Genomic DNA, 26,970 nt, shown 5'->3' on the forward strand with positions numbered 1-26,970 from the left:
TATCAATCTTTCCGGGGCACGGTTTGGAGCAATCCTTGTCAACCCGAACGAACGATTAAGAAACTTTCACTTCTCTTTTCTCACGGATGCTTTTAATAATAAAGTACAGTCCCAAAAACAGGAACGGGATGCTTAAAATCTGACCCATATTCAGGCTCATTCCTTTTTCAAAATCAACCTGATCTACTTTTATAAATTCCACGAAGAATCGCACAATAAAGATAAGCAGAGTAGTGATTCCGAAGTAAAAACCTTTTCCTACTTTAAAGATATTTTTAGTATAAATCAAATAGACCACAAGGAAGATTGTCAGGTAAGAAATCGCTTCATACAGCTGCGCGGGGTGCCTCGGGATATTATCCACATGTCTGAAAATAAATGCCCATGGAGCATCAGAAGGTGTTCCTATAATTTCAGAATTCATCAGGTTTCCGAGCCTGATAAATGCTCCGGCTAGTGGTGTCGCAATGGCGATGACATCAAGAACCGTCATGAACTTAATCGAGAATTTTCTGGCATAAACCAGAAGCATGATAATCAGCCCAATTCCGCCGCCATGGCTTGCCAGTCCTGCATATCCTGAAAAATGATAGGCTCCGTCAGCTCCTTTCTGGATCGGAAGGAATATTTCTATCGGATGTTGGGAATAATAATCAAAATCATAGAATAAGCAGTGTCCTAATCTGGCACCCACTAAAATTCCTATAAATGCATAAGAAAAAAGGGCTTCATGAGCGGGCTGACTTAGATTTTCTTTTTTATAGATGGTCTTTAAGATCGTGTAGCATAAGACAAGTCCGGCAAGAAATAACATTCCGTAATATTTCAGAGGAAATCCGCCGATATTGAAAATTTCGGGACTTACATCCCAGTTAACGTATAATAAATTCATTGATGATAATTATAGAATTATTTTTTAGGGGACAAATATAGCAGGATATAGCCGTTTTTAAGGAACGGAAGCTAAACTTTAGGATATTTTGGGGGAATATATCATGTTTTACGGCTGGGAATACGTAAATTTTTAATACTAATATAAGCAGAGATTCTGTTACAAATTACCTGAATTAAGATACTATTTCATGGAGCGGATTACGGAACTTTGTCATAACAAAATCTCCTGTAACAAGGTAAATAATAAAAATTATGCAAACAATATTAGGGGCCAACGGACAGATTGGAGAAGAATTAGCAAAAGAACTGAAACGAAATTATACGTCAGATATCAAAATCGTGAGCAGAAAACCTGTGAAAGTAAATGACACAGATACACTGTTTCCGGCAGATCTTTCAAACCGGAAAGAAGCTATTGAAGCAGTAAAAGGAAGTGAAATTGCTTATTTTACATTAGGATTACCGATGAATACAGATTTATGGGAGAAGCAGTTTTCAGCAATATTGAGAAATGTAATCGATGCCTGTAAAATCAACGGTACAAAACTGGTGTTTTTTGATAATACATATATGTATCCTCAGGACAGTCAGGTTTTGACTGAGAAGACTCTTTTTGCACCCGTTGGTAAAAAGGGTAGAGTGAGAAAGCAGATGGCTGAAATGCTTTTGAAAGAAATGGAAACCGGACAAATAGAAGCCGTCATTTGCCGTGCTCCTGAATTTTATGGTCCCGGAAAGACGCAGAGCATCACCAATACTTTGGTTTTTAATAATATCAAAGATAACAGGAAACTGAAAGTTCCTTTAAAAGACAGCACTGTAAGAAGCCTGATCTGGACACCGGATGCCAGCAGAGCAACAGCTCTGATAGGAAATACACCGGACGCATTTGGGCAGACCTGGCATCTTCCGGTAGATAGTGATAAGCTTAGCTATAAACAGTTCATTGCCTTAGCATCTCAGATTTATGGTATAGAATTAAGATATGCTGTCATTCCGAAGTTTGTATTTAAAATAGGTGCTTTTTTTAATAAAAACATGAAAGAACTTCAGGAATTACTCCCAAGATACGGATATGATAATATATTTGATGACTCAAAATTCAGAAAACGATTCCCTGATTTTAAAGTAACCTCATACAAACAAGGGATAGAACAGATCAAAGAAGAACAGAAAAAATAGTAATTTTAAGGAATGAAGATACGTTTGGACAGTTAATAATAAAACAGTTTTTTAAAAATTATATCTGGATTATAGCTATTCTTTCCGACTTCAATAACTTCTTTCTTCAAGCTCCCATCTTTGTATCCAATAATTGAAAACCCTCATGAAATCACCGGAAAAAATATCTTCTATTAGTCTGCTCCATCGGTATTTGAAGCTTAAAAAACCTTCCAACCCACTAATCAGCGTTTTTGATTTTACGGATGTTTCTGTAGATCCGGCAACTCTGTTGAGTGCTGTAACAACAGATTTTTATGTAGTGGCCCTTAAAAAAGACTGCGCAGGAACATTTAAATACGGGCAGCAGTATTATGATTTTGATGAAGGAATTATGTATTTCATGGCACCACTGCAGGTCATGCAGTTTGAAAATATATTGCTTTCCGAAGTGGAAGGGAGTGTTCTCGCCGTTCATCCTGATTTTTTGCAGGGATATCCTTTAGCCGGTGAGATCAGGAATTACGGTTATTTTTCCTATTCCAGCAATGAAGCCCTTCATCTTTCCGAAAGTGAGGAGAAGTCTGTGATGGATATTATTGACAATATCCGAAAGGAAACAGAGAATAATATGGATTCCTTTACCCAGGATCTTTTGGTGTCCAATATAGATCTCTTGCTAAAATACTGCGACCGCTTTTACAGCCAGTAGTTCCTGACCCGAAAAAAAGTGAACAATGACCTTCTGACCAGACTTGAGAATCTGCTTGATCATTATTTTAAAAGTGATCAGCTGATTCTTAACGGAATTCCGACCGTTCAGCTCATGGCGAACGAACTTGGGGTAAGTCCCAATTATCTGAGCGATATGCTTCGGATTCAGACCGGTCAGACCACACAGCAGCATATTCAGAACAGACTGATTGAAATGGCAAAGGAATTATTATCTACCACTTTATTGTCGGTTTCTGAGATCGCTTATCAGCTTGGTTTTGAGCATCCGCAGTCTTTTCACCGTTTATTTAAAAACAGGATGTCGGTTTCTCCACTGGAATTCAGAGATTCTTTTAATTAATGATAAAAGATGTGTTCAAACAAAAAAACCTCTCACATCAAGTAAGAGGTTTTGAACGGACATCGAATGAAAAGCATTGCTACTGATCAGTCAATGTTCGTTTAAACGTTATATTCAAACTATGCTAACTTTACGTTAACTGCATTTAAACCTTTGTCGCTTTTTTGTACTTCGAAAACTACTTTATCGTTTTCACGGATAGATCTAGTGTCTAATCCTGAAGAGTGTACAAAAATGTCTTTGCTTCCGTCTGCCGGAGAAATGAATCCGAAACCTTTTGCTTCGTTGAAAAATTTTACTGTGCCTTCTTGCATTGTAATTGTATTAAAATTGTTGTATTATTTTTTGGACTTTTTTCTGAAACTTCTCAGAAATAGAGTCCGGGTATTATATTATTGTGATTTAGTGTAGATATTGGAGTTTGGCGACAGGCATAATAAAGCCTATCAGTTTTTGAATATTGGTTAGATCAGAACGTTCCCCTTCGTCACAGAAAGAAACAGCTGTTCCTTTCATTCCCGCTCTTCCGGTTCTTCCAATCCTGTGAACATAGGTTTCAGGGACATCAGGAAGCTCGTAATTAACTACATAAGGAAGCTCCTCAATGTCGATTCCACGGGCTGCAATATCGGTGGCTACCAGAACACGGATCTTACTGTTTTTGAAATCTTCTACGGCCTGCTGTCTTGCGGTCTGGGATTTATTCCCATGAATAGCGGCTGCAAAAATTCCTGTACGTTCCAGTTGTTTAACCAGTTTGTCTGCGCCCTGCTTGGTGCGGGTAAAAACCAGTGAACGTAAAATAGATACATCCTGCAGTATATTGATCAGCAAATCTGTTTTCTGGGTCTTTTCAACAAAGTAAACGGACTGATTAATAGCCTGCACCGGAGATGAAACCGGGTCTATGGTAATCTCAACAGGGTTATTCAGCATGGCATCCCCAAATTTGCGGACATCAGACGGCATTGTTGCAGAGAAGAATAAAGTCTGTCTTTTTTGAGAAATCAGTTTCAGGATTTTTTTCACATCTTCTGCGAATCCCATATCAACCATTCGGTCAGCTTCATCCAAAACCAGTATTTCGATTTTAGAGAGATCTATATGTCTCTGGCTTACCAGATTCAGTAATCTTTCGGGAGTTGCAATAAGAATATCCACTCTTTTTCTCAGAGCTGCCAGTTGGCTTCCTGATAAAACGCCTCCAAAGATGGAAAGCTGGGATAAAGGTAAATATTTACTGTACACTTTAAAACTTTCTTCCAGCTGCAGGACTAATTCCCGGGTTGGCGTTAAGATTAATGTGCGTATTTCTTTATGATCGGGTGTATTTCTTTTTAACAGTTGCAGAATAGGCATGGCAAATGCTGCAGTTTTTCCTGTACCGGATTGAGCATATCCTATAATATCCCTTCCCGCTAAAATATGTGGAACAGCTGTATACTGTATCTCTGTGGGCTTGGAATATCCGGCTTCTGTAACGGCGCGGACTATAGGATTTATTAAATTTAAATTTTTAAAACTCATTATAAACTACCGGACATCCGGTTCTGAGTGGCCAAATCGGTTAAGATCTGAATTGTTGTCTTGTATAAAAATAATGGATATCCACTTGGATACATTACCTTTACTTATTATTTTACTTTGCATTAACTTTGACACTATATCCTATTGGGAATATATGTGCTGAGCTTTGCAATATCGTATCGTTCTCATTCTTAAAGCAGGATCTAAATGAACCCATGCCGTTCTGAATTTTATAACTGCTTTTATTTTTACCTGAAAATCAGGGAAGCAGTCGGGCAGCTGAAAAAGCAAAACTGAAAGAGAAAAATGAAGATTTTAAACTGTTACAGAATAGCAAAAGGCAGAGGCCTGTTCTTATAAATGCTTTGCAAAAATACAATAAACAAACTGAATAATAATTGCTTTAAATAATTGATTATCAAAAATTTATTCGTAGCTTTCGCACGTTAACAGAATTGTTTGCCCCAAGCGGATGATTTTAAATCCGTTCTTATGCAGACTTCCGCTCCTTCTACCAGCCCCCAGCCCCAGACTTTAGCATCCCTCTCGGATCAGCATGTGAGAATTGCCTACTTCATTATGATACATCATAAACCGGAAGTATTCAAAGCCATGTTTCAGAAGATTTACACGAGAGACCAGTTTTACCTGATTCATATCGACCGGAAGGCGAAGGAAGAAATCACCGATGAAATCCAGATGTTCCTTGTTAAGTTTCCCAATGTTTATATTCTGGAAAGTATCAACATCGTTTCCGGTGGATTCAGTATGATTCAGGCTGAGCTTGATGCCATGGAGTTTCTGCTAAATGTAAGCCAGGAATGGGACTATTTCGTTAATCTGAGCGGTGAAGATTATCCTTTAAAATCACAGAATATCATCAGAAAATTCCTGACAGCGAATAGGGGAAGAAATTACCTTTTCTATTATGACCAGAAGTTTTACCGTCCGGATACCCTGCAGAGGATACAGAATCATTTTACGGAACTGTCTTATAAGATCTCATCGCTGATGTATAAAAGGGAGTTTATGAAGGATGTTACACCCTACATAGGAGGGAAATGGGTAATCTTTACGAGGGATACCTGCGCTTTTCTAGCCAATAATAAAAGGGTGATGAATTTTGAAGACTATTACCTTCATACATTCCTGCCGGCAGAATCATTTTTTCAGACCGTCCTGATGAACACTTCTTTTAACGATCTCATTGTGAATGATGATAAAAGAGCGGTCATTGAAAAGTCTATATTCGGGAAGAAGCAGACGCCAGATGAGCTTATTCTCTTTTTAAAAACCACCAATCATCTTTTTATCAGAAAAATAAATGATAAAACAGAAGAAGAGGTCCTGAAATACATTGCTGAAAGCTATGATCTTCCTTTACCGAACGTAAATGAGGTGGAAAGGGAGCTCAAAATAGACAGAAGACAGGATAATTAATTCCGTACATACTTAATTACTACCGTGCTTGTTTGCTTTAAAATAAAAACCTCCTGTGATTAACAAGAGGCTAGTGGACATAAAAAGCTGTTCCAACTTATATTTCGTTACTACTAAACCAAAAGGCAAAGGCTGTCAGTTGAAAATGCAGTAAGTAAATCTTAGATTTCACCCATCACATACATATTCTCCATCGTAGGAACTGCGCTGCCGCCTTGTTTTTCAAGGGTAATAGCGAATGCCTGCGCATTTGGAATCTGAGCGAGAGCTGTTTTGCTGTCTTTCTCTTCGGTGTACATCCCTGCGCTTACAGGTTTGCCATCCGCAATCGCCCACAGCTGATACTGCATCCCTTCGGGAGCTTTCGGCAGGCTTTCGGCGTTGAGGTAGACTTCTTTTGTTTTTTTGTCCCAGAAAACCATGGCTTTGGAGTCCGTATGCTTTTCTACGCCTTTCAGCATAACCATCTGCATATCAGGATTGGAAAACATTTCCATCTTCTGATTCATTTTTTGCATAGCGAGATCCTGAGCTTTTTTCTCGGTCTGTATTTTAGCAATTTCTTCCCGGGTCTTAGACTGATCATTCATCCAGAAAAGATTTCCTGCCGCACTGATCAGAAATAATACAGAAGCGGCCACTGCATATGTTTTCCAGCTGCTTTTACTTTGAGACCTGATGTCGTGTTGAGGAGTAATATTTTCCTGAGGTCTCACAGTTGGAATATCTCTAATAACCGCAGGCTGTACTTCTTCCGTAGTCTGTTCCTGCTGGATCTTATTCCATATCTTAGATTTTAAATCGGCTGGCGGTGCTACGGCCTGGCTTGTCGCCAAATCTTCCAAAGTTTGCTGTGCTTCTTCAAAAGCCGCTTTTACTTCGGCATTGTTTTTCATCACACACTCCAAAATCCCTGCCTCCTCAGGAGAAGCAAGACCTAGAATATAAGATTCTATAATTCCGGATGATATGTATTCTTTAGTGTTCAATTTATTGATAATCTTTTAACAAATCCTTTAATTTCATTAGCGCGTTCCGCATTTTGGTTTTCACCGTTCCAAGGGGTATCTTCAGCTTTTCCGATATCTCGTTCTGAGTATAACCCTGGTAATAAGCTAAGTCGATAAGTTCTTGTTTATCAACCTCCAGACCTTTCAGTACATTATTAAATCCAATAAAGTCGGATGAATTATTGTCCGTGGAAAGTTCTGCAGAATTATATACGAAATCTGGAAGCGGTTGGTTTTTAAGTTCGTTTTGGAAACCTTTTGATTTTAAATAATCTATCGCCGTATTTCTGGCAATATTGATCATCCAGGTGTAGAATTTGCCTTTTGATGAATCATACTGGTGAATGGCATTCCAGATCTTTACGAAAACATCCTGAATAATTTCTTCAGTATATTCTTTAGACTGGACGATTCGGAGAACCACACCATACAGTGCTCCTGCATAGTGATCGTACAAATAATGAAAGCCGGATTCGTTTTTTTCTTTCAGTAAAACGATAAGCTCTTCTTCCGAATAGGTTGTTTTAATAGCGTATGATTTTCATTCCAAATGTAATAAAATAAAATATATAATAAACAACATCCGAAAAAACTTTTACATCGTAAATGATTTTAGGTAATCGTTTAAAATTATCGAATATGAAAAGTATCATCATAAAAACAGCTCTCGTTTTCTTTATGGCTGTCACTGCAGAAAGAAGTTATGCCCAGTCCGGTAATTTTAAAACAAAGAATCCTTACTACTCCCGCACTGTGACCACTCCTTTGAAAGTAAGCAATACGGAATGGAAAAAGATCCTTAAACCGGAACTGTATCAGGTGGCCAGAGAAGGAGCTACCGAAACAGCTTTTACCGGCAAGTATTATGAATTTGATGAAAAAGGAATCTATTTCTGTGCGGTATGCGGAAATCCACTGTTTTTTTCCACTTCAAAATTTGCGACAACCTGCGGATGGCCGTCCTTTTATGAGCCGCTGCGCAAGAACAGTGTGGTATACCGAAAAGATACTTCCCATAACATGACAAGAACTGAGGTTTTGTGCGGAAGATGTGATTCTCACCTCGGACATATTTTTGATGATGGCCCTAATCCCACCGGTAAAAGATTTTGTATGAATTCTGTCTGCCTCGATTTCGTCCCGGATCCTAAAAAGAATTAACAGATTTTGAAATTTTCAATAAAAAATCAAATTTTTTAAATCCAAAACAAAAACCATCTCGTAAATGATTCTAAGAACACAACTCAAATAGATATTAACTTAAAAAATCAACAAAATGAACACAAGCTCAAAAATCGCAGTTTTAGGAATGGTCGCTTTATCATTCGCTTTCAGCGGGAAGGTAACTGCACAAACGATGAAAGAAAAAACAGTTATGGTAGGCGGTGCGCCGATGTATCCATCTAAAAATATAATTGAAAACGCTGTGAACTCTAAAGATCACAAGACTTTGGTAGCAGCAGTAAAAGCGGCAGGTCTGGTAGAGACACTGCAGGGAGCAGGACCTTTCACGGTATTAGCCCCTACAGATGCAGCCTTCGCAAAACTTCCGAAAGGAACGGTGGAAACTTTGGTAAAACCGGAAAACAAAGAAATGCTTACCAAAATCTTAACATATCATGTGCTTGCAGGGAAATACAGTGCTAAAGACATCTGGGCAGCTGTGAAAGCTGGAAACGGTAAAAGTATGATGAAAACGGTAGAAGGTGAAGGATTGACTTTCTGGACAAAAGGAAAAGATCTTTATGTACAGGATGCAAAAGGAAATAGTGCAAAAGTGACGATTGCTGATGTGAATCAGTCAAACGGTGTGATCCACGTGATCGATACGGTGTTGATGCCGTAATGTTTTAGTTTTCAAACAGCATAATTTATTATGCTGTTTTTTTCTCCTCTTTTGAGAATTTAATAACACTCAAACCTATAATATTATGAAAAAAACTATTAATGTTTCTAACCAGGGAGCTACTCTGGATACAGGCAGAAGAAACTTTTTGAAACTGGGCGGTATAGGACTGGCTATGGCAGGACTTACACTGATCGGTTGTGATGACGACAATGATTTCGGAATGATGGACGACAGCAAGGTTTTTGATCTTGGAACTGGTGATGTCGGCGTTCTGAATTACGCCTACGCGCTGGAACAGCTGGAAGCTGATTTTTACACCAAAGTAGTTAACAATTTTTACTCTGGAATTTCAAGTGTTGAAAAAGACCTTTTTACAGATCTTTACCACCATGAAGTGATTCACCGCGATTTCTTTAAAGCGGCTATAAGTGGGGTAACTGCGAATGTTTTACCTACACTTCAGTTCCAATATGCTAATGTGAATTTTAACGACAGAAATTCTGTTCTTGCCACAGCCAAAGCTTTGGAAGATACAGGAGTGGCAGCGTACAACGGGGCAGGGAAATATATTACCAACCCGGCGTATCTGGTGATTGCCGGAAAGATCGTTTCTGTAGAGGCAAGACATGCTTCCGCGATCAGAAATATCATTAATCCCGGATCTACGGATTTCTCAGGTGATGATGTGATAGATGCCAATGGACTTGACCTTGCCAAAGAACCTAAAGATATCGTCATGGCGGCAGGAGGATTTATAAAAACTCCTTTCACATGGAAAGAAAGAGGAATCAGCTAATTATTCATTTTCAAAATCTACCATTATGAACATTCTTAAATTACTAGATAAGCTTTCTAACGATAAATTTTTTACCACAGAAGCTACAAGATTAGAAACGATTACCAATATGTCAACGTTTGGTAAAAAAGCAGCGGTAGCGTCCATTCCATTGGGATTGGGAGCATTAATGTCTACACCTGCTAAAGCGGAAACTGTAGATCAGTCAACATCCGCAAGTTTTTTCAAAAGTGCTTTGACGGATGCCTTACAGCTGGCATTAGTCCTGGAATATCTTGAAAATGAATATTACGCCATAGGTCTGGGAGCAGCCGGATTGATCCCCAATTCAGACCGACCTGTTTTCATGCAGATCTCAAAACATGAATCAGCACATGTAGGTTTTCTTAAAAGTACCCTGACTTCTTTAGGAGAAGCTCCAAAACCAAAACCTACTTTTGATTTTACCGCTGGCGGAAATTTTACACCTTTCACAGATTATAACCAATTTCTCGTTCTGGCTCAGGCTTTTGAAGACACCGGAGTTCGTGCGTATAAAGGACAGGCTGGAAATGTAATGTCTAATAAAGCCGTATTGCAGGCTGCACTTCAGATTCATTCCGTGGAGGCAAGACATGCTTCACAGGTAAGAAGAATGCGTGCCAATAAAGGTTGGATAGAACTGGCCAACGGAGGAAATATGCCTTCTGCTACCAATGCTGTGTACGCAGGAGAAGATAACACAAATCAAGCGGGATTCAATACGGCTAATGCTTTCGGAGCGGCGGCGGGATCTGCAGCTTATGATGAAGTTCTTACAACAAGCGAAGCGCAGACTATTGCAGGTCTGTTTATTGTGGTCTGAAACAATTTTTATTATTTAGGTGAGAGTCCTATCCTTAGAAAATATCTGGGGGTGGGATTTTTTTTGGTTTAAGCTTATTAGATAACCGAATGATGATAAAGTAACAAATAAAATCTGTAGTAAAGTACTATCCAAAACTCTCACTACTGGTAAGAGAAATTTTGGATTGATAACTTTTTAAAACAACAAATTATAAGCGATGTCACACTGAACAAATTCGAAGTGTGTGATATTAAAACTATTGATGCTTTTACAGAGTTGAAGCCCTATATACCAACTCCGCATTCATTAAAACAGTTTTGCCTGGTGCCGAGCTGTCTTTTATTTTCTCAAGCATCAGTTCTGCAGCGGTTTCTCCCATCTGCACCAAAGGCTGCTGGACGCTGGTCAGCTGCGGATAAACAATCGTAGATAATTCCGTTCCCGAAAAACTGGCTACAGCCACATCGCCGGGTATTTTAATATGGTTTTCAAGGAGAAAATTCATTGCTCCTATCGCTAAAGTATCACTGAATGCAAAAATACTGTCAAATTCTATCTTTTTATGGAGCAACTGTTTCACGGCTTCTTTCCCGTAATCAAAGCTCATTCCTTCCGTATTAATGATCAAAGCTTCATCGAAAATATTGTATTTGGTCATAATGCGTTTATAGCCATTGGCTCGCTCCACGGCATTCCGGATGGTTTGAGGCCCCATGATGTGGGCTATCCTTTTTCTTCCGGTTTTAATCAAATATTCTACCATTAAGGATGAATTGATGTAATCATCCACGATCACTTTTGATACGTCTAAAGATTTGCTGGGAATTCTGTCAAAAAATACCAAAGGCGTTCCCTGATCTATAATTTGCTGGTACAGATCATTATTATAGGTTTCATGGCATAAATTGATAATAATCCCGTCTACATTGAATCCTTCCAGAAGCTGCAGGTTTTTCCTTTCAATAAGTGGATTTTCATCAGATTGGGTAATGACAAGCCTGTAGCCGAGAGGGTACAGTATATTCTGAATTCCTTCAAGAACCTTAGCGGAAAATGGAGTGATCATCTCCGGAACGACTACACCTATCGTTTTGGATTGTCCGGATTTTAAATTTAAAGCCGTAAGGTTAGGTTTATATCCTAATTGGTCCGCAGCATCCAGTACCCGTTTTCTGGTTTCATAGCTTACATTTTTATCATGAAGCAGCGCCCGGGAGATGGTAGAGGTCGATAATGACAAAAATTTCGAAAGATCTTTAATGGTTGTACGTTTCATCAGCCCATGTTTTTTGCTAAAATTAATAAAAAAATAAGCAAATGGGAACGTTCCCTGAGTTTTGGGAACGTTCCCGGTGTAAATTTTATAAAAAAAACGGATGATGAACTGATTGTTAATATAGTTTTAACACATTCACTAACCTATTAATAATCCTTTGCATATGAATACCATTTCTTATCATTATGATACCGGAAAAATCACTACAGGAATTCTGCACATCGGTGTAGGAAATTTCCACCGGGCGCATCAGCAGTTTTATACCAATGCCATACTAGAATCTGAAGACCAGAAGCAATGGGGAATCTGTGGAGTCTGTCTCTTGCCTTCCGACGAGCATATCGTTCGTCATTTGAGAGCCCAGAATCTTGAATATTCCCTTACCGTCTGCGGAAGAAACGGAACCGATGAGGTATATAAAATAGGGTCATTGCGGGAACTGATCTGGGGAATTGAAGATCCTGAAGCAGTAATCAGCAAAATTGCCGATCCTTCTATCAAAATAATAACTTTAACCATCACTGAAGGTGGTTACAATCTGGATAAAGAGACAGGAGCATTTATTTTGAACGATGAAAAAATTCAGCATGATTTAAAAAATTCAGGAACTCCTTCAACGGTTTTCGGGTTTGTTGCTGAAGGACTTCGTCAGAGGAAAATGAACAATAATGGTGGGATTACGATTCTTTCATGTGATAACCTTCAGCACAATGGAAATACAGCCAAAAGAGCTTTTACGGCTTTCATAGAAGCTCAGGATAAAGAACTGGCGGAATGGATGAACATGCACGTTACATTTCCGAATAGTATGGTAGACCGCATTACGCCTGCCGTATCTCCTGAAGATGTGGTAAGGCTGAACCAAAAAAGCGGAATTTCAGATTTGGCTCCAGTTTATTGCGAAGATTTTGCACAATGGGTAATTGAAGACAACTTTATTGCCGGAAGACCCGCCTGGGAAAGAGCTGGGGTAGAATTTACAGACGATGTGACTGCTTTTGAAAATATGAAACTGAGCCTGCTTAATGCTTCGCACACGTTATTGTCCTATCCTTCTTTTCTGATGGGTTATCGTAAGGTGGATCAGGCTATGGAAGATCAGGATGTGGTAAAATTTGTTCGCAATTTTATGGATACGGATATTACGCCTCTGGTTCCGGCTCCTGAAAACACGGATCTCGAGGATTATAAAAAAACACTGATCGAAAGATTTGCTAACCACAGCGTCAGTGATCAGGTGAGCAGACTGTGTTTCGACGGAATTTCAAAATTTCCGGTGTACATTATTCCTAATCTGATTATTATGATTAAAGCGGGGATGGATCTTACCCGGGCTGCTTTTCTTACCGCTTCCTACAGACATTATCTCAAATACAGAACAGACGACCACGGACATTCTTATGAAATAGGAGAGCCTTGGCTCACTGTGGAAGATCAGAAGCTGATTGATGATGAAGATGCTCTTGCTTTCCTGGAACTATCTGCTTTTAAAGGTGCTGTTTTAAAAGGTTCAGTCAAATTTGTGGAACTGTACACGGAGTTTACAAACCAGATTAAAAATAAAGGAACCGGTCCGGTTTTAAAATCAATTATAAAATAACCTGCCATGATTATAAATTCTGATATCCAGCCTTCAGTATCAAAGGCGAATAACCCGATCCTGCCATTTGTTATCATCACATTCATCTACTTCATTGTGGGCTTTCTGACCACTGTGAACGAGCAGCTGCAGGCCCCTTTGAAATTCACTTTTCTGAGCCAGGCCGGAGGACTTAAAAATACTTTTACTACACTAATCTCCTTTTTCTTTTTTCTGGGCTATCTGCTGAACGGAACTTTAGGAAGCAAATGGGTGAATGCTTTCGGATACAAAAACACGATTCTCCGCGGACTTTTCTTTATGATTTCAGGACTGTTTATGTACCTGTTTTCATCATGGTTCGGGTATCAGTATCCGGATCTGAAATTCAGTATCAAAGATGCAGTGATTCCTTTCGGGTTTGTGATTTTTGTGATCGGTTCTTATTTGATGGGAACTGCAGCGGCTGTCATTCAGGTGGTAGTCAATCCCTACGCAGCTTCTTATGAATTAAAAGGAACCCAGCCTGTACAGCGTCTGAATATTTTAACGGCGATCAATTCAATAGGAACTACCTCTGCACCGTTTTTCGTTACAGTAATCATGTTCAGCGGAATTTCAATTGAGAAGATAGAAATCAAACAATTGCTGTTGCCACTTGCAATACTTATTCTGTGCATCCTGATTATTATCGTGATCACGAAAAGACTTCATCTTCCCGATATTGCCCATACCAGAGCGGTAGCAGGAGAAAAACTGGAGAGAAGTATCTGGTCTTTCAGACATTTTGTACTCGGTGTTCTTGCGATTTTCTTTTATGTAGGAACTGAAGTGGCTATCGGAGCGAATATCAATTTATATGCTTTTGAACTGATGGATTCCGGACATCCAATCACTTTCTTTGGAAAAACAGATATTATCATCGGTGGAATGGATCTGGGAATTCACGCTCTATTATCTACATTATACTGGGGAGGATTTCTTGTGGGGAGAGCGGTATCTAGCTTTTTGAGCAATATTTCAGCCAGAACACAGCTGGCGGTAACAACCGTTTTAGCAACCATACTTGCCTTGGTTTCAATGATTACCCAAAATCTGTGGTTTCTCGTAGCGATTGGTCTTCTACATTCTTCGATGTGGAGCTGCATTTATTCCCTGTCTATAAAAGGGTTGAATAAATATACTTCAAAAGCTTCAGGAATCTTTATTTCTGCCGTATTTGGAGGAGCTGTTTTTACCCTTGTACAGGGAGGTCTGGCGGATATTTTAGGCTCATGGAGATGGACGTGGTTCCTTACCGTAATCTGTGAATTGTTAATGCTGGCCTATGCACTGTTCGGATCCCGTATCCGCGAGAAAGACCTTATTATCTAACTGATTTTCATTAAAAAACACAATATGCTTAAATATAATCTGTTACTTTTTTTCTCGGCAGTCATAGGAAATGTATCGTTGAGCGCACAGGAGCTGCATTCTGCCTTGCAGCTTAGGAACAGCCATCTGTGGAGAGGGCTTGAAGTATCTGCAGGAGCTATTTATACCGGAGATCTACATCTTGATTTTAAAAATTTCTACGGAGGTTTTTGGGCTGGAGGTAATTTCGATGGTTCTTACAAGGAATTTAATCACTATATCGGATATAAAGATAAAAAACTGGTTTTAGAACTATGGGATATTTATAATTTCTCTCCCGGTGCCTCTTATAACAATAAGGAATATTTTAATTATTCTGCCCGCGAGACCGGTCGTTTCTGGGATTTCAGGTCCTATTACACCATGAGTCAGCAGTTTCCCTTAGTGCTTAGCTGGAATACGGTGGTTTTTGGGAGGGACAGGAACAGCATTAATACAGAAAATAAATATTCAACTTTTGTTTCGGGAGAATATCCTGTCTACAAAAAAGAAAGTCTGGAAGTAAGGGGAAGACTAGGTTATAGTTTTGCGCTGAATAACAGCAATGGAGAGAAGAATAATTTCTTTGCAAAAGAGACAGGGTTCAACGAGATAAGCCTCATTCTTTCAAAGAGTTTTACCATTGAAGGCTATAAGATTCCCGTTGGAATATGGGCGATGTGGAATCCGGTCAATAACAATGCATTTCTTCAATTCTCTGTTCAGGCGTATTCATTTTAATAGTAAAAATATAAACCGATAAGCACGTGAAATTTTCATTAAAAGATCATGATTCACTACCAATTTAATTATACGAATAGAATTTTTAGTAATTTACTGATAGATAACGGAACGTATGGATCCGTATGTCTGAAATACAATTTAATTGATCATGGAAGAAAAAAAATATAAAGCAGTCTGCTTTGGAGAGGTTCTTTGGGATATTTTTCCGGGAGAACAGAGAAGGATTGGCGGAGCGCCGTTCAATGTGGCGTATCATCTTTTTAAAATGGGCCTTGATGTGGAGGTGATCAGCAGTGTTGGTGATGATGAACTCGGCCATGAGCTGCTGCAGAAAATTAAAAACTGGAAGATTCCTACGGATCATATCCAGGTCACCGGAGAACATCCCACAAGTACAGTAATTGCTTCTGTGGATGAAAACAATGATGCCCATTATAATATTGTGGAAAATGTGGCCTGGGATTTTATAGAGCCGACTCAGGAAAATCAAAAAGTTTTCAATACAGCTGATGCTTTGGTTTTCGGAACGCTGGCTGCAAGGAATGAAAAATCAAAAAATACTTTGTTTCAGCTGTTGGAAATAAGTTCTTACAATGTTTTTGATATCAATCTGAGAGAACCTTATTACGATATCAGAATTATTAACGAGCTCCTGCATAAGACACAATTAGCCAAATTTAATAAGGCCGAACTCCGCATGGTTCTTGATTTTTTTAAGAAAGAATACAAGGATGAAAAAGACAGCATCAGATACCTGCAGGATCAATTTGAAATCCGGGAAATCATTGTATCTAAAGGAAGTAAAGGAGCGCTTTATGCCCACGAAGACCAATTTTATCTGTACCCGACAATTCCAGTTGAGGTCAAAGATACCGTTGGTAGCGGCGATTCATTTTTAGCCGGATTTTTATCAAAAAGGTTACAAAAAGAAGCTTCTGCTCATGAGATTATGTCTCAGGCTGTTTCGTTGGGAGCTTTCATTACTTCGCAGGAAGGGGCGTGCCCGGAGTATACGGTGGCGGATTTTGTTAAGTTTAAAGGGATGCATCAATTATCGGCTTTGAGTTTTTAAGGAGATAGGTCAGTAAATATCAAAAAAACCTCTGAAAATCAAATGATTTCAGAGGTTTTTTCATTACAGGGGAAATATTTGATTGGTCGCAGAGTAAAAGTAATGCTAAACGAGGCCAAGCAATAAATATCGTTTTGTGAGATTTAAACGTAATATTATAAATGTTTTGAGTTTGACGATGGTGGCATAAACTCTTATCAACAGAAGTATTATTCTTAATTATTATTATTATTATTATTATTATTATTATTATTATTATTATTAATTGGAGCGAGTTTCTTTTTTAATTCTTCAAACTCTTCTTTGCTCATCATATCAATTTCCATTAATTCTTTCGCTTCTTTTAATTTTGCAATCGCTTCATCTCTGGTCATTTTTCTATTTTTCAGAAGAATTTCACCAGACTCAATCCCTAACTCCGTATCCATTACGCTTAAAAATTTATTAATGCCAAAAGCTCTACCATTTATTTCTCCCAAAACCATAACTACATATAAGGGTTTATTTTTACTGCCTCTGTGATATGTTTTTATTTCATTTACAATAACTTTAGTATTCTTTAAACTGTTATCTGCCATATTCTGTGCATCACCACTCATAGCAGACATAATACTTCCAAATCCAGCTGGTCTTCCCAGTTGTATAAATTCATAAGTTTTTTTTGAAGTACTTCTTGATTGTGAAATACCTCCTCTTGCTCTATTTCCATAACTGCCTGAATAAGTTCTTGTACTCATTTCCTCAGAAGTAGGAGATCCTAGTATTAAAGTATCACCGATTTTTACACTATTTTTATTGGTTGTGATATATTCCTTAATCTGAGCACCATTTTTAATAGAGTTGAAAAAATTGATATCCTGAGTGTTTTCGTAAGTCAATAAATCAATATCTTCTTGAGCTTGAATAGTGATTACTGATAAAAGAATACTAAAAAAAGTAATTGTTTTTTTCATAATTGTAATTTAATATATTTATTTTACTTAATATTTCTGTTAACCTTTAAATCTCTGCATTGCATTACTCTTATTTGTATAACTTTCGTTAAGCTATTTCTACTAGTAATTTAAAATTTATTTTGATTATTTTATGAATTGCCCGTTAAATTTTTTTTGAGTAAATGTAAAGGAATCAAAGATAATTATTCTAATCAATAACAAATTGTGGGATGTCGTAAATCACAAAAAAAATAAAATTTATAATTTTAAAATGTTGCTCTTGTAAATCCAAATCGCTTATAAATTTCTCCGGACGCATGGAGGTGCCTTATAAACAGATTCCTTTGGCCTTTCTCTCGCTCTTGTATGTTGCAAACCTGCATTTGTTTCTTTTTCATATTCAGATAAAGATGTCATTAAATTTTAGAAAAGGTGACCTTTTAACCAATCTGGAAAATAAAAACCTCTGAAAATCAAAAGATTTCAGAGGTTTTTTGTACCCAGGACCGGGATCGAACCGGTACTCCTAAGAACTGGTGTTTGAGACCAGCGCGTCTACCAATTCCGCCACCTGGGCTTGATGTTTGTTTTAAATTGGTGTGCAAATATATAAACTTTTTTCAATGTTCAAAAGCTTTTTGAGAGAAAAATTTTAAAATTCTACCTCCAAACCATCGTAAGCCAGATGCATTCCTTTCGGAAGATCCTTATCTTCAATATCATGCAGTCCCAGATGGTGACTGATGTGGGTTAAAAATAATTTTTTAGGCTTAAGTTCCTTAAACAGGGCGATGACGTCGGGAAGGATAAAATGGGCGGGATGCGGATCAAATTTCCTGATGCAGTTTAAAACCAGAACATCCAGATTCTGTAATTTTTCTTTTTCAAGGTCTGAAATGAAATTGGCATCCGTGATATACGCAAGATTTTTAAACTTGTATCCAAAGACGGTAATTTCATAATGAATCACTTCAATAGGTGTGATCTCCGTATCCAGAACATAGAACGGCTTATTTTCAATTTCGTGAAGATCAAAGGCAGGAGCTCCGGGATATCTCACATCAGCGAAAGCGTAAGGAAAACGCTTCTTAACCTCATGTCCAACTCTTTCGTAGCAATAAAGGGGCATATTTTTTCCACTTTTAAAGATCAGTGGGCGCATGTCGTCAAGCCCGATCACATGGTCATTGTGTTCGTGGGTGAGAAGTGCAATATCTACGTTATGTTCATGATTAAGGAGCATTTGCTCTCTGAAATCCGGTCCGCAATCGATCAGTATTTTTCTGCTTTCCTCTGTAGTAATCATTACTGAGGAGCGGAAACGCTTGTCTTTGGGATTTTCGGAAGTACATACTTCACATGTACAGCCTATAACGGGCACACCCTGGGAAGTACCGGTTCCTAAAAATTTCAACTTCATTTTCTTTTGAGGTTGGTTTAATTTTGGTAAATTTACGAAAAATTTTACGTCCTAATGTATCAGAAACTAACTCCTAAACAAAAAGCATTAACAATTAATCTAGATCCTACTATTTATGGTACTTTCGCAGAAATTGGAGCAGGGCAGGAGACTGTTCGTCACTTTTTTAGAGCAGGAGGGGCTTCAGGTACAATTGCTAAGGCGATGTCTGCTTACGACAAAGATTTTAGCGATGCCATTTACGGAAAAGAGGTCAAAAACAGGTACGTTACCCAAAACCGACTTCGAAAAATGCTCCGGTATGAAGTAGCGCTGATCGAAGAAAGGATTTCAAGGGAAAACAATCCAAACAGAAAATTTTTCTCTTATGCGAACACGGTAACCACGATTAATTTCGACAAAACACTCAAAGGCCACGGCTGGGTAGGAATCCGTTTCCAGACCAAAGAAAACGAAGATTACAACGAGATCGTGATCCACGTAAAATTTAATGAAAATGATGCTACCTTACAGCAGGAAACTTTAGGAAACCTTGGGGTAAACCTTATCTTCGGAGCTTTCAACTACTACGACAATCCAAGAAATTTAATCGAATCTTTATACGACGACATTGCCAAAGACGGTCTTGAAATTGACATGATCGATTTCAGCGGCCCTGCTTTCGACTATGTTGACAACCGACTGATGTCACTTCAGCTTGTCAAGCATGGAATGACAGATGCAGTGATCTTCAATTCTCAGGGGAGCAATATGCTTCCTGCCGATGTGTTGTACAAAAAGAACATTTTTGCGGTGAGAGGAAGTTTCAGACCCGTAACGAAGGTGAATATCGATATGCTTAAAAACGGCCTTGAGATGTTCCAGAAAGATGCAACCTGTACCCATGAACAAACAGAAGTTCTGATTGAGATTACCATTTCAAACCTTAGGGCAGATGGTGATATTGACGAAAGAGACTTTATGGATAGGGTAGATATTCTCGGCAGACTGGGTTATACCGTTATTATTTCCAACTTCTCGGAATACTACAGGCTGATCGATTATTTTGCATCGTACACAAGCGGAGATATCGGTGTAGCTATGGGCGTGAATAACCTTCTGATGGTATTTGATGAAAAGTATTATAAAGATCTTTCAGGGGGAATTCTGGAAGCATTCGGAAAGTTCTTCAGAAACGGAATGAGAGTATATCTTTATCCTTATAAAGATCCTGAAACCCATGAATTGCTGGATTCTGCAAACCTTAAAGTAGAAGAAAACCTAAAAGAGCTATACAAATATTTCAAGCACAACAACCGTATCGTAGATATCACCAATCACAATCCGGAATTCCTGGGAATTTATTCAAGAGAGATCTTAAGAAAAATCGCATGTTGCGTTAAAGGCTGGGAAAACCAGGTTCCGGAAGGCGTTGCAGAAATGATAAAAGAACGTGGAATGTTCGGCTATAAAGAAGAACTTTCCTTCAAACAATTCTCCTAAAACATAAAATAATATGTCAGAAATAAAGAAAAGACTTTCTTCCATTCTTGAAAGTCCAAAACATAATACAGAAGAAAAACTTCAGAAAGTATGTCACCTGCTGGATCAGGAAATTTCTTACTTCAACTGGACAGGATTCTACTTTAAGAACGGAGATAAAGATGAGCTGAAATTAGGCCCTTATGTGGGAGCACCTACAGATCATACTATTATCCCTTACGGAAAGGGAATTTGTGGGCAGGTTGCTGTTTCTAACGAGACATTTGTAGTTCCGGATGTTCACCAGGAAAGCAATTATCTAAGCTGTTCTATTGATACTAAAGCTGAAATTGTAGTTCCCATCTTCAAAGACGGTCAGAATATCGGTCAGATTGATATTGATTCCCATACAGTGGATCCGTTCACAGCTGAAGACCGTGAACTTTTGGAATGGCTTTGTAATGAAGTTTCCAAGATTTTGTAACTGAAATTTCAGTAAGAAATATAAAATATGAGCCCTGATTTAAAGTCGGGGCTTTTTTTGTGCAAACTGGTGGCTTCGAGTGTCTCAGCCGCCAGTGAGTAGTAGTGAGTAGTGTATTGAAAAATTTGGCTTGAACAGCCTCGTTGGTCAATATGAAAATCTTTGATTTTTAAAGAACTTATGTGCTCTTCTACGCGATTTGCATTACAACTTATAGAACTTAAGTGTTTAAAAACTATTGCTCTTTTGTGATTGAAATATTAACGCTGCATCGCATGAATTTCAGCCAGTAATTCTTTAAAGTAATCCCCACACTTGGCGATATGGGTTCCGTACCAGGAAAATGCCTCTCCATCCACGATCATGATTTTTTTATCGGGATAAAATGTCTTCATCTCCTCAATGTGTTTTTCTTTAAATGGAAAGGGCTCGGAAGACAGCATGATCACATCCGCATCAGCGAGATCTTCCATTTGAATTTCAGGATACCGGGTTTTATCTTTAAAAATATTTTCGAAACCTATTTCGGCCAGAATTTTATGAATGAAAGTATCGGATCCGATGGTCATATAAGGATTTTTCCAGATGAGATAAGCGGCTTTTACCGGAGAATCCAGTTTGGCCTGTTCTAAAACATCGTAGATCTTGAGATTAAACTGTTGCGCTCTTTCCTCTTTATTGAAGATGTTTCCGAGAGTCTTTAAAAGGTAATAATTATCTTCTATGGTCTCCACATTGGTTACCACGACTTTAAAATCATCCATCAGGGCTTCTACCTGTTCTTTGATGTTTTCCTCTTTATTGGCGAGAATAAGATCCGGTTGTAAGGCTCTTATTTTATCAATATGAATGTTTTTTGTACCTCCTATAACTGCTACATTTTTTACTTTGTTCTCAGGATGAATACAGAATTTTGTCCTGCCAATAACTTCATGTTCAGTTAGGCCAAGATCAAATAATGCCTCTGTGATAGAGGGTACCAGGGATATCACTTTCATTATCACATTTTTTATAAATGAATCGGTGTAACAAAAGTAAATTTTTATTTATTAAGATACAGGGATTTTGTTTTTTTATAGTTACTAAATCGTTCTCTCAGTTGGGTGATCGGAAATTCATATACTTTATAAATCAAAGCTGAAAACACGAGGGTCAATCCCCAATATAAAAAATACATGGCAGGAATGATGATTCTATAACTTTTTGTAAAATCTCTCCATGGAATACTGTATATGATCATATCTTTTATCAACGACATATGGGTTAAATACATCGAATAAGAGAGTATGCTTATGATAGTAATCACGTAACTTATTTTATACTTTATTTTTTTTAAGCCAGACAAATAAGGGAGTAACAGTAAGGCCGCAATTGAAGTAATACTGAGCTCAAAGACAACATAGTAAAGCCCGGCTATATCAGGAAAAGTATTGTGGATAATGCTGATGGAGAAATATTTTTGTAATACAATCAGGAATATACCTCCTAAAAATAAATAACGAGGGATCAGACTCCAGTATTTGGAATGATAATAATGGATGTAGGCGCCAATAACTCCATACATGATACTATCTAAACGATAAATGACAATATGATAGAGTACCTGAGACTTTTCAATGTCGTGATTAATGTAAACAGAATATCTTAAAAAACTTACTGCACCTAAAATAAAAAGAGCAATGCTAAGAATTGAATTTTTAGGTTTGCATCTGAATAAAATAATTAATGCAAAAATGAGAACAGGAATGGTGAGATAAAACCATTCTTCAACACTTAAACTCCAGGATTCCGGAAAATAGGGAGGTCTGGCATCAGTTAAATTCTGACAAAAAATATAATAACTCGCCATCTTATCAAATGTAAACAAGGGATCCTTGATACTGTAACATACCGTCAGAATGGTGAGAATCAGAAAATAAGTTGGGAGAGTCCGGAACCATCTCCTTACCCAAAAATCTAAAAGTAGACTGAAACTTGCTTGATGATGCTCCAGTTGTTTAATTAAAATACCGCCGATTAAAAAACCACTTAAGACAAAGAATACAGTTACGCCATCAAATTTGATATAATTGTGAAGTTCCATTATTTTTTTTGGGAATATAAATTTTCCATGATCAATAATTACGGTAACGATTGCAAAAAATCTTAATAGGTCGAGTCCAAAAATTCGGTTACTGTTTAATTCTTCAGAAAAGAGAGAGTGAGGGCTGAGCGTTCTTATTTTTGTCAATATTTTTTCCATTTGCAGTGTTTGAAAGCAAATAAAATAAAAATATTATAAACTGCTGGTTTACAGAAGTTAAATGTATTCTGTGTTTAGGATTTAATGCAGTTTTATTTTAGGATTTTAAAATTATTTCGAGAAAATTATTTATAAAATTATTGAATGTTATTAGAAATAATTCTAATTTTTAATGGCTTAAAAATACTACAAAAGTTTTCCTGTCAGGAAAAGTCCGGCTACGGAAAAATAAATAATAAGTCCGGTAACGTCTACCAGAGTGGCAACAAATGGGGCAGAAGAAGTAGCAGGGTCAAGGTTTAATCTTTTCAGAATAAAAGGAACCATAGAGCCCGAAAGCGTTCCCCATAGCACAATCATCACAAGAGAAACCCCTACACTTAAGCCTACATATGGCCAGTACATCCCGTAATTGAAGAAACCTGCTTCATGCCATACCATAATTCTTAAAAATCCGATGACCCCAAGAATACTGCCGAGCGCAAGTCCGGTAAAAATTTCTTTTTTCATCACATACCACCAGTCTTTAAGACCAATCTCCTGAAGAGCCATAGCACGGATAATAAGCGTTGCAGCCTGAGATCCGGAATTTCCCCCACTGGAAATAATTAAGGGAACAAATAAAGCAAGAACAACTGCTTTCTGAATTTCATCTTCAAAATAACCCATCGCAGAAGCGGTCAGCATTTCAGAGAAAAATAGAATGATCAGCCAGGTTCCTCTTTTTTTGATCATCTCCACCAGAGAAGTCTGCGTATAAGGATCATCTAAGGCTTCCAGACCCCCGAATTTCTGAATATCTTCTGTATTCTGCTGTTCGATCTGGTCAAGGATATCATCAATCGTTACGATGCCTACAAGAACACCGGCCTCTGTGATGATGGGAAGGGCGGTTCTGTCATATTTTTCAAAATACGTTACCGCATCCTCCTTTGAGGTGACGGTGGTAATCGCCACGAAATGATTATCGGTCATATCGGAGATCAAAGTATCTTCCTCGGCCAACAGAAGGCTTCCAAGAGCAATATCATCAATCAGGCGGTTTCTTTCATCCACCACATAAAGGTGGTTCATGGTTTCCACTCTTTTTCCAACCTTTTTAATCTGTTGCAGACATCTTTTTACCGTCCATTCTTTACGGATCTGGATGTAGTAAGGGGTCATCAGACGGGCAATCGAATCTGAATTGTAGCCCAGAAGTTTCAGGGCAATTCTTCTTTCCTGCGGATTCAGATGGTTGATGGAATACTTAATCAGCTCATCAGGAAAATCCTCAAAAAGGGCAGTTCTGTCATCCGGAGTCATTCCGTTCAGGATCTCGGAAACCTCTTCGCTTCCGATACTTCTGATGGTGTCTTCCTGGAAATCAGGGTCAAGGTGAGAAAAAACTTCCGCCTTGTATTCTTTTGGAACCTTTAAAAATGCCAGAAGCCTCTCGTCAGCATGAAGATTGCTAAGAGTTTCGGCGATATCGGCAGGATTAAAGATAAGTTCGTCTCTGGAATTCAAAACGTGGTTTTTTAGGATATGCAAAAATAATTCAAAAAATTAAGACTATGAAGCAAAGCCGCAAAATTAAGGATTAATTAAAGTTTAAAACAGATCAGAACCGCTTTTAAAACAAAAAACACCCGCCGGAGCGGATGTTCAAAAATTAAATTTAATTCATAAATACCTATATTATTCAAGAATAGGTCCGCACATTGGGTAGGGCGAAGGCAGACACATACCGCTGTCACAGCATTCTCCGAATCCACATTGGGAATGAGTTTGGCATTTTTTGATCATTCCGCTACCGTTGATGTTCTGTTGCTCCTCTCTGGTGAGTTTTTTAAGATTTTTCATATCAATAGTTTTAGTTATTAATAAAATCCGTTTTATTCAATACAGTCGTATTCCATACAAACACCCTGGCAGCAAAAACCTATGAAGCACGGTCTTGTTACACTGCATTTTTGAAAAGCTCCGCCATTGATCTGACTTTGCTGCTTTCTGTTGAGTTTCTTTACATTTTTCATGTTAAATAATTTTAATTAAATAAAAAGATAGGACTCTTAAAATTCAATGCAGGCAGATAATCTACAAACGCCTTCACAACACCATCCAATGGTGCAGGGTCTGGTTGCATTACATTTTTGAAAAGCTCCGCCATTGATTTGCTTTTGCTGCTCTCTGTTGAGTCTCTTTAAATTTTTCATATCCGTTGATTGAATCATTAAGATAAAAGATAGAATCTTTAAAGCTCGGGATCAATACATGCATACGGGGAGCATACTCCATTACAGCACCATCCTATGGAACAAGGTCTGTTGGTATTGTTGCATCTGTTAATAGCACCTCCATTAATTTGTTTCTGTTGCTCTCTGTTGAGCTTCTTTAAATTTTTCATATTGTATAAGTTTTAATTTGTAAAACTAAAATAGTAAAAAATATTATATTATTCACCATATGATGAAAATATTTAACTAGTAATCAGGAGGTTTGGGGGCTTTTTTAATTTGGTGTAAAAATTATGACTGCTATAGTATACTTATAAATGTAGGTAAATAGAGTTGGATTTTGAATTTTGAATGGTGAATTGTGAATCGTCAATCGTCAATGGTGAATTTTACTAGCGGTCGATCATTGACTATTGACCTGCGCATCAGAATTGATCATTGACTGGTAAAAATTGTGAATGGTGAATCGTCGATTGTGAATTTTACTATCCGTCATGAATTGACTATTGATTTGCGTAGCAAAATTGACCATTCACCTTAAAGCTCCGTCCCGGCTGAAGGTTTAAGTTTTCTGAGCTTTTTCAAAATACCCTTTATCGCCCCGTCTGTACCAATTTTAATCGAGTTCTCAGTAGAACCCAGGAGGCGCATGTTTTTGCGGTAGGTGTCGTAATCGGATTCAGTCACCAGATTTCCTTCGGCATCAAAAAGTTTCATGCTTACCACCACTTGGTTGGAAAACACATACTTTCCGATTCCTACTTTGAAATATCTTACCTTGGGAACAATGGCAAAATCAGCATCATTATTGACACAGTAATCTGTGATGGTCTGTTTTTCTATGCTGTCGAAGGGGAGCTGAACCTCTGCTCTGAGCATTTTATTTCTTCTTCCGCTGAAATTATCAGAAACCGCACTGAAAAAAGCATGGTTGGTGGGTTCTTTAATTTCCTCAATGTCAGGTTCTACCTCGGGATTGAAGTATAGGATTTTTTTTACTTTATGGTCTGAATTTTTCTGTGCTTTCACTGAAATAATGCCGACCAGTAAAAAAGTGCTGACTGCTGTAAAGAATATAATTTTTCTCATTTGTAATTCGTATGCAAAATTACTGCCTTTTCGTTGGATGTCATACAATTTATTAAGAAATTTTTAACATTTTTTTCTATCAATTTTGATACATGAAATCAATAATGTTTTGCTGAATTAAAAAATAGTTGTAATTTTGCAGCCGTTACATAATAATCATTAAACAATATTGGAATGTACTTAACAACAGAAAAAAAGCAGGAAATTTTCTCAAAACATGGAAAATCTGCAACAGACACAGGAAGTGCTGAAGGACAAATCGCTCTTTTCACTTTCAGAATCAATCACTTATCTCAACACCTAAAGTCTAACCGTCACGATTTCAACACAGAGAGATCTCTAGTGAAATTGGTAGGTAAGAGAAAAAGTTTACTAGATTACCTCAAAAACAAAGATATCGCAAGATATAGAGCAATTATTGCTGAACTAGGTTTAAGAAAATAATCTACAAAGATTTTCAAATAAAAGCAATCTCGAAA

General features: G+C 37.8%; 29 protein-coding genes, 1 tRNA gene and 1 pseudogene. 14 read left to right on the top strand and 17 right to left on the bottom strand.

All coding sequences use genetic code 11. The features are described from left to right. Positions 1-55 precede the first annotated feature (55 nt). A complete protein-coding gene (lgt, locus tag LC419_RS10020) occupies positions 56-892 on the bottom strand; it encodes a prolipoprotein diacylglyceryl transferase (protein ID WP_223607207.1) in 837 nt (278 codons plus the stop codon). A gap of 254 nt (positions 893-1,146) precedes the next feature. Here lgt and LC419_RS10025 point away from each other — a divergent pair, with 254 nt between their 5' ends. Further along, on the top strand, positions 1,147-2,076 hold the full coding sequence (locus LC419_RS10025; RefSeq protein WP_223607208.1) for an NAD-dependent epimerase/dehydratase family protein: 930 nt from the start codon (positions 1,147-1,149) through the stop codon (positions 2,074-2,076). Between the two features lie 145 nt (positions 2,077-2,221). Further along, positions 2,222-3,130 (top strand): annotated as a pseudogene (locus LC419_RS10030) (helix-turn-helix domain-containing protein). Positions 3,131-3,249: 119 nt separating this feature from the next. Here the strand turns inward: LC419_RS10030 and LC419_RS10035 are convergent. Together LC419_RS10035 and LC419_RS10040 are read right to left on the bottom strand one after the other, a co-directional pair. Then, complete coding sequence (locus LC419_RS10035; protein ID WP_034730837.1) at positions 3,250-3,444, bottom strand: cold-shock protein; 195 nt, start codon at positions 3,442-3,444, stop codon at positions 3,250-3,252. Between the two features lie 88 nt (positions 3,445-3,532). Then, positions 3,533-4,657, bottom strand: coding sequence for a DEAD/DEAH box helicase (locus tag LC419_RS10040; RefSeq protein ID WP_223607209.1), 1,125 nt, complete (start codon positions 4,655-4,657; stop codon positions 3,533-3,535). Positions 4,658-5,149: 492 nt separating this feature from the next. Here LC419_RS10040 and LC419_RS10045 point away from each other — a divergent pair, with 492 nt between their 5' ends. Next, entirely contained in the window at positions 5,150-6,097 is a 948-nt protein-coding gene (locus LC419_RS10045) for a beta-1,6-N-acetylglucosaminyltransferase (protein ID WP_223607210.1), read from the top strand. A 161-nt stretch (positions 6,098-6,258) separates the two neighbouring features. Here the strand turns inward: LC419_RS10045 and LC419_RS10050 are convergent, their stop codons facing one another. Together LC419_RS10050 and LC419_RS10055 are read right to left on the bottom strand one after the other, a co-directional pair. Next, on the bottom strand, positions 6,259-7,086 hold the full coding sequence (locus tag LC419_RS10050; RefSeq protein WP_223607211.1) for an anti-sigma factor: 828 nt from the start codon (positions 7,084-7,086) through the stop codon (positions 6,259-6,261). A gap of 1 nt (position 7,087) precedes the next feature. Then, positions 7,088-7,564: an RNA polymerase sigma factor gene (locus LC419_RS10055; protein WP_223607212.1), complete on the bottom strand. Its 477-nt coding sequence runs from the start codon at positions 7,562-7,564 to the stop codon at positions 7,088-7,090. 221 nt (positions 7,565-7,785) lie between these two features. Here LC419_RS10055 and msrB point away from each other — a divergent pair, with 221 nt between their 5' ends. From msrB to LC419_RS10075, 4 genes are all read left to right on the top strand, one after another. Next, on the top strand, positions 7,786-8,268 hold the full coding sequence (gene msrB, locus LC419_RS10060; protein ID WP_223607593.1) for a peptide-methionine (R)-S-oxide reductase MsrB: 483 nt from the start codon (positions 7,786-7,788) through the stop codon (positions 8,266-8,268). 115 nt (positions 8,269-8,383) lie between these two features. Then, the gene (locus tag LC419_RS10065; RefSeq protein WP_034730815.1) at positions 8,384-8,953 is read left to right on the top strand and encodes a fasciclin domain-containing protein; all 570 of its coding nucleotides are present in this window, start codon (positions 8,384-8,386) and stop codon (positions 8,951-8,953) included. An 85-nt stretch (positions 8,954-9,038) separates the two neighbouring features. Next, on the top strand, positions 9,039-9,752 hold the full coding sequence (locus tag LC419_RS10070; RefSeq protein ID WP_223607213.1) for a ferritin-like domain-containing protein: 714 nt from the start codon (positions 9,039-9,041) through the stop codon (positions 9,750-9,752). Between the two features lie 25 nt (positions 9,753-9,777). Continuing rightward, positions 9,778-10,596, top strand: a complete 819-nt coding sequence (locus tag LC419_RS10075; protein ID WP_223607214.1) for a ferritin-like domain-containing protein — start codon at positions 9,778-9,780, stop codon at positions 10,594-10,596. A 250-nt stretch (positions 10,597-10,846) separates the two neighbouring features. Here LC419_RS10075 and LC419_RS10080 read toward each other — a convergent pair whose 3' ends face one another. After that, complete coding sequence (locus LC419_RS10080) at positions 10,847-11,854, bottom strand: LacI family DNA-binding transcriptional regulator (protein ID WP_223607215.1); 1,008 nt, start codon at positions 11,852-11,854, stop codon at positions 10,847-10,849. Positions 11,855-12,017: 163 nt separating this feature from the next. On the opposite strand from LC419_RS10080, the gene LC419_RS10085 reads away from it, so the two are divergent. The 4 genes from LC419_RS10085 (at position 12,018) to LC419_RS10100 (ending at position 16,641) form a co-directional block, all read left to right on the top strand. Further along, complete coding sequence (locus LC419_RS10085; protein ID WP_223607216.1) at positions 12,018-13,454, top strand: mannitol dehydrogenase family protein; 1,437 nt, start codon at positions 12,018-12,020, stop codon at positions 13,452-13,454. A 6-nt stretch (positions 13,455-13,460) separates the two neighbouring features. Continuing rightward, a complete protein-coding gene (locus LC419_RS10090; RefSeq protein ID WP_223607217.1) occupies positions 13,461-14,807 on the top strand; it encodes an MFS transporter in 1,347 nt (448 codons plus the stop codon). 24 nt (positions 14,808-14,831) lie between these two features. Next, complete coding sequence (locus tag LC419_RS10095; RefSeq protein WP_223607218.1) at positions 14,832-15,566, top strand: hypothetical protein; 735 nt, start codon at positions 14,832-14,834, stop codon at positions 15,564-15,566. 151 nt (positions 15,567-15,717) lie between these two features. Next, on the top strand, positions 15,718-16,641 hold the full coding sequence (locus LC419_RS10100; protein ID WP_223607219.1) for a carbohydrate kinase: 924 nt from the start codon (positions 15,718-15,720) through the stop codon (positions 16,639-16,641). Positions 16,642-16,856: 215 nt separating this feature from the next. On the opposite strand, the gene LC419_RS10105 is transcribed toward LC419_RS10100, so the two are convergent. The 3 genes from LC419_RS10105 to LC419_RS10115 all read right to left on the bottom strand — a co-directional run bounded on the left by LC419_RS10105 (position 16,857) and on the right by LC419_RS10115 (position 18,996). Then, the gene (locus LC419_RS10105; protein WP_223607220.1) at positions 16,857-17,594 is read right to left on the bottom strand and encodes a hypothetical protein; all 738 of its coding nucleotides are present in this window, start codon (positions 17,592-17,594) and stop codon (positions 16,857-16,859) included. 479 nt (positions 17,595-18,073) lie between these two features. Continuing rightward, positions 18,074-18,153, bottom strand: a tRNA-Leu gene (locus tag LC419_RS10110). 75 nt (positions 18,154-18,228) lie between these two features. Beyond that, positions 18,229-18,996 (bottom strand): MBL fold metallo-hydrolase, encoded by a 768-nt coding sequence (locus LC419_RS10115; RefSeq protein ID WP_223607221.1) that lies wholly within the window; start codon positions 18,994-18,996, stop codon positions 18,229-18,231. 54 nt (positions 18,997-19,050) lie between these two features. Here LC419_RS10115 and LC419_RS10120 point away from each other — a divergent pair, with 54 nt between their 5' ends. Further along, positions 19,051-20,478, top strand: coding sequence for a TonB-dependent receptor (locus tag LC419_RS10120; protein WP_223607222.1), 1,428 nt, complete (start codon positions 19,051-19,053; stop codon positions 20,476-20,478). Positions 20,479-20,491: 13 nt separating this feature from the next. Further along, a complete protein-coding gene (locus tag LC419_RS10125) occupies positions 20,492-20,941 on the top strand; it encodes a GAF domain-containing protein (RefSeq protein ID WP_034726722.1) in 450 nt (149 codons plus the stop codon). Between the two features lie 260 nt (positions 20,942-21,201). Here the strand turns inward: LC419_RS10125 and LC419_RS10130 are convergent, their stop codons facing one another. The 8 genes from LC419_RS10130 to LC419_RS10165 all read right to left on the bottom strand — a co-directional run bounded on the left by LC419_RS10130 (position 21,202) and on the right by LC419_RS10165 (position 26,491). Continuing rightward, complete coding sequence (locus LC419_RS10130; protein ID WP_223607223.1) at positions 21,202-21,939, bottom strand: ABC transporter substrate-binding protein; 738 nt, start codon at positions 21,937-21,939, stop codon at positions 21,202-21,204. 44 nt (positions 21,940-21,983) lie between these two features. Next, complete coding sequence (locus tag LC419_RS10135) at positions 21,984-23,183, bottom strand: acyltransferase (RefSeq protein ID WP_223607224.1); 1,200 nt, start codon at positions 23,181-23,183, stop codon at positions 21,984-21,986. Between the two features lie 186 nt (positions 23,184-23,369). Then, on the bottom strand, positions 23,370-24,692 hold the full coding sequence (mgtE, locus tag LC419_RS10140) for a magnesium transporter (protein WP_223607225.1): 1,323 nt from the start codon (positions 24,690-24,692) through the stop codon (positions 23,370-23,372). Between the two features lie 171 nt (positions 24,693-24,863). Beyond that, complete coding sequence (locus LC419_RS10145; RefSeq protein ID WP_223607226.1) at positions 24,864-25,028, bottom strand: hypothetical protein; 165 nt, start codon at positions 25,026-25,028, stop codon at positions 24,864-24,866. A 32-nt stretch (positions 25,029-25,060) separates the two neighbouring features. Next, positions 25,061-25,201: a hypothetical protein gene (locus LC419_RS10150; protein WP_223607227.1), complete on the bottom strand. Its 141-nt coding sequence runs from the start codon at positions 25,199-25,201 to the stop codon at positions 25,061-25,063. Between the two features lie 36 nt (positions 25,202-25,237). Beyond that, on the bottom strand, positions 25,238-25,381 hold the full coding sequence (locus tag LC419_RS10155) for a hypothetical protein (protein ID WP_223607228.1): 144 nt from the start codon (positions 25,379-25,381) through the stop codon (positions 25,238-25,240). 38 nt (positions 25,382-25,419) lie between these two features. Continuing rightward, a complete protein-coding gene (locus LC419_RS10160; RefSeq protein WP_156122694.1) occupies positions 25,420-25,572 on the bottom strand; it encodes a hypothetical protein in 153 nt (50 codons plus the stop codon). A 367-nt stretch (positions 25,573-25,939) separates the two neighbouring features. Then, a complete protein-coding gene (locus LC419_RS10165; RefSeq protein WP_223607229.1) occupies positions 25,940-26,491 on the bottom strand; it encodes a pyruvate decarboxylase in 552 nt (183 codons plus the stop codon). Between the two features lie 174 nt (positions 26,492-26,665). On the opposite strand from LC419_RS10165, the gene rpsO reads away from it, so the two are divergent. Continuing rightward, positions 26,666-26,935 (top strand): 30S ribosomal protein S15, encoded by a 270-nt coding sequence (rpsO, locus tag LC419_RS10170; RefSeq protein WP_047448908.1) that lies wholly within the window; start codon positions 26,666-26,668, stop codon positions 26,933-26,935. Positions 26,936-26,970 lie beyond the last annotated feature (35 nt).

It is taken from the genome of Chryseobacterium sp. OSA05B, from assembly GCF_019970065.1.
GTDB lineage: Bacteria > Bacteroidota > Bacteroidia > Flavobacteriales > Weeksellaceae > Chryseobacterium.

Coding starts and splice junctions, on each gene's coding strand:
- lgt (WP_223607207.1), bottom strand. CDS start 892: ATGAATTTATTATACGTTAACTGGGATGTAAGTCCCGAAATTTTCAAT.
- LC419_RS10025 (WP_223607208.1), top strand. CDS start 1,147: ATGCAAACAATATTAGGGGCCAACGGACAGATTGGAGAAGAATTAGCA.
- LC419_RS10035 (WP_034730837.1), bottom strand. CDS start 3,444: ATGCAAGAAGGCACAGTAAAATTTTTCAACGAAGCAAAAGGTTTCGGA.
- LC419_RS10040 (WP_223607209.1), bottom strand. CDS start 4,657: ATGAGTTTTAAAAATTTAAATTTAATAAATCCTATAGTCCGCGCCGTT.
- LC419_RS10045 (WP_223607210.1), top strand. CDS start 5,150: ATGCAGACTTCCGCTCCTTCTACCAGCCCCCAGCCCCAGACTTTAGCA.
- msrB (WP_223607593.1), top strand. CDS start 7,786: ATGGCTGTCACTGCAGAAAGAAGTTATGCCCAGTCCGGTAATTTTAAA.
- LC419_RS10065 (WP_034730815.1), top strand. CDS start 8,384: ATGAACACAAGCTCAAAAATCGCAGTTTTAGGAATGGTCGCTTTATCA.
- LC419_RS10070 (WP_223607213.1), top strand. CDS start 9,039: ATGAAAAAAACTATTAATGTTTCTAACCAGGGAGCTACTCTGGATACA.
- LC419_RS10075 (WP_223607214.1), top strand. CDS start 9,778: ATGAACATTCTTAAATTACTAGATAAGCTTTCTAACGATAAATTTTTT.
- LC419_RS10080 (WP_223607215.1), bottom strand. CDS start 11,854: ATGAAACGTACAACCATTAAAGATCTTTCGAAATTTTTGTCATTATCG.
- LC419_RS10085 (WP_223607216.1), top strand. CDS start 12,018: ATGAATACCATTTCTTATCATTATGATACCGGAAAAATCACTACAGGA.
- LC419_RS10090 (WP_223607217.1), top strand. CDS start 13,461: ATGATTATAAATTCTGATATCCAGCCTTCAGTATCAAAGGCGAATAAC.
- LC419_RS10095 (WP_223607218.1), top strand. CDS start 14,832: ATGCTTAAATATAATCTGTTACTTTTTTTCTCGGCAGTCATAGGAAAT.
- LC419_RS10100 (WP_223607219.1), top strand. CDS start 15,718: ATGGAAGAAAAAAAATATAAAGCAGTCTGCTTTGGAGAGGTTCTTTGG.
- LC419_RS10105 (WP_223607220.1), bottom strand. CDS start 17,594: ATGAAAAAAACAATTACTTTTTTTAGTATTCTTTTATCAGTAATCACT.
- LC419_RS10115 (WP_223607221.1), bottom strand. CDS start 18,996: ATGAAGTTGAAATTTTTAGGAACCGGTACTTCCCAGGGTGTGCCCGTT.
- LC419_RS10120 (WP_223607222.1), top strand. CDS start 19,051: ATGTATCAGAAACTAACTCCTAAACAAAAAGCATTAACAATTAATCTA.
- LC419_RS10125 (WP_034726722.1), top strand. CDS start 20,492: ATGTCAGAAATAAAGAAAAGACTTTCTTCCATTCTTGAAAGTCCAAAA.
- LC419_RS10130 (WP_223607223.1), bottom strand. CDS start 21,939: ATGAAAGTGATATCCCTGGTACCCTCTATCACAGAGGCATTATTTGAT.
- LC419_RS10135 (WP_223607224.1), bottom strand. CDS start 23,183: ATGGAAAAAATATTGACAAAAATAAGAACGCTCAGCCCTCACTCTCTC.
- LC419_RS10145 (WP_223607226.1), bottom strand. CDS start 25,028: ATGAAAAATCTTAAAAAACTCACCAGAGAGGAGCAACAGAACATCAAC.
- LC419_RS10150 (WP_223607227.1), bottom strand. CDS start 25,201: ATGAAAAATGTAAAGAAACTCAACAGAAAGCAGCAAAGTCAGATCAAT.
- LC419_RS10155 (WP_223607228.1), bottom strand. CDS start 25,381: ATGAAAAATTTAAAGAGACTCAACAGAGAGCAGCAAAAGCAAATCAAT.
- LC419_RS10160 (WP_156122694.1), bottom strand. CDS start 25,572: ATGAAAAATTTAAAGAAGCTCAACAGAGAGCAACAGAAACAAATTAAT.
- LC419_RS10165 (WP_223607229.1), bottom strand. CDS start 26,491: ATGAGAAAAATTATATTCTTTACAGCAGTCAGCACTTTTTTACTGGTC.
- rpsO (WP_047448908.1), top strand. CDS start 26,666: ATGTACTTAACAACAGAAAAAAAGCAGGAAATTTTCTCAAAACATGGA.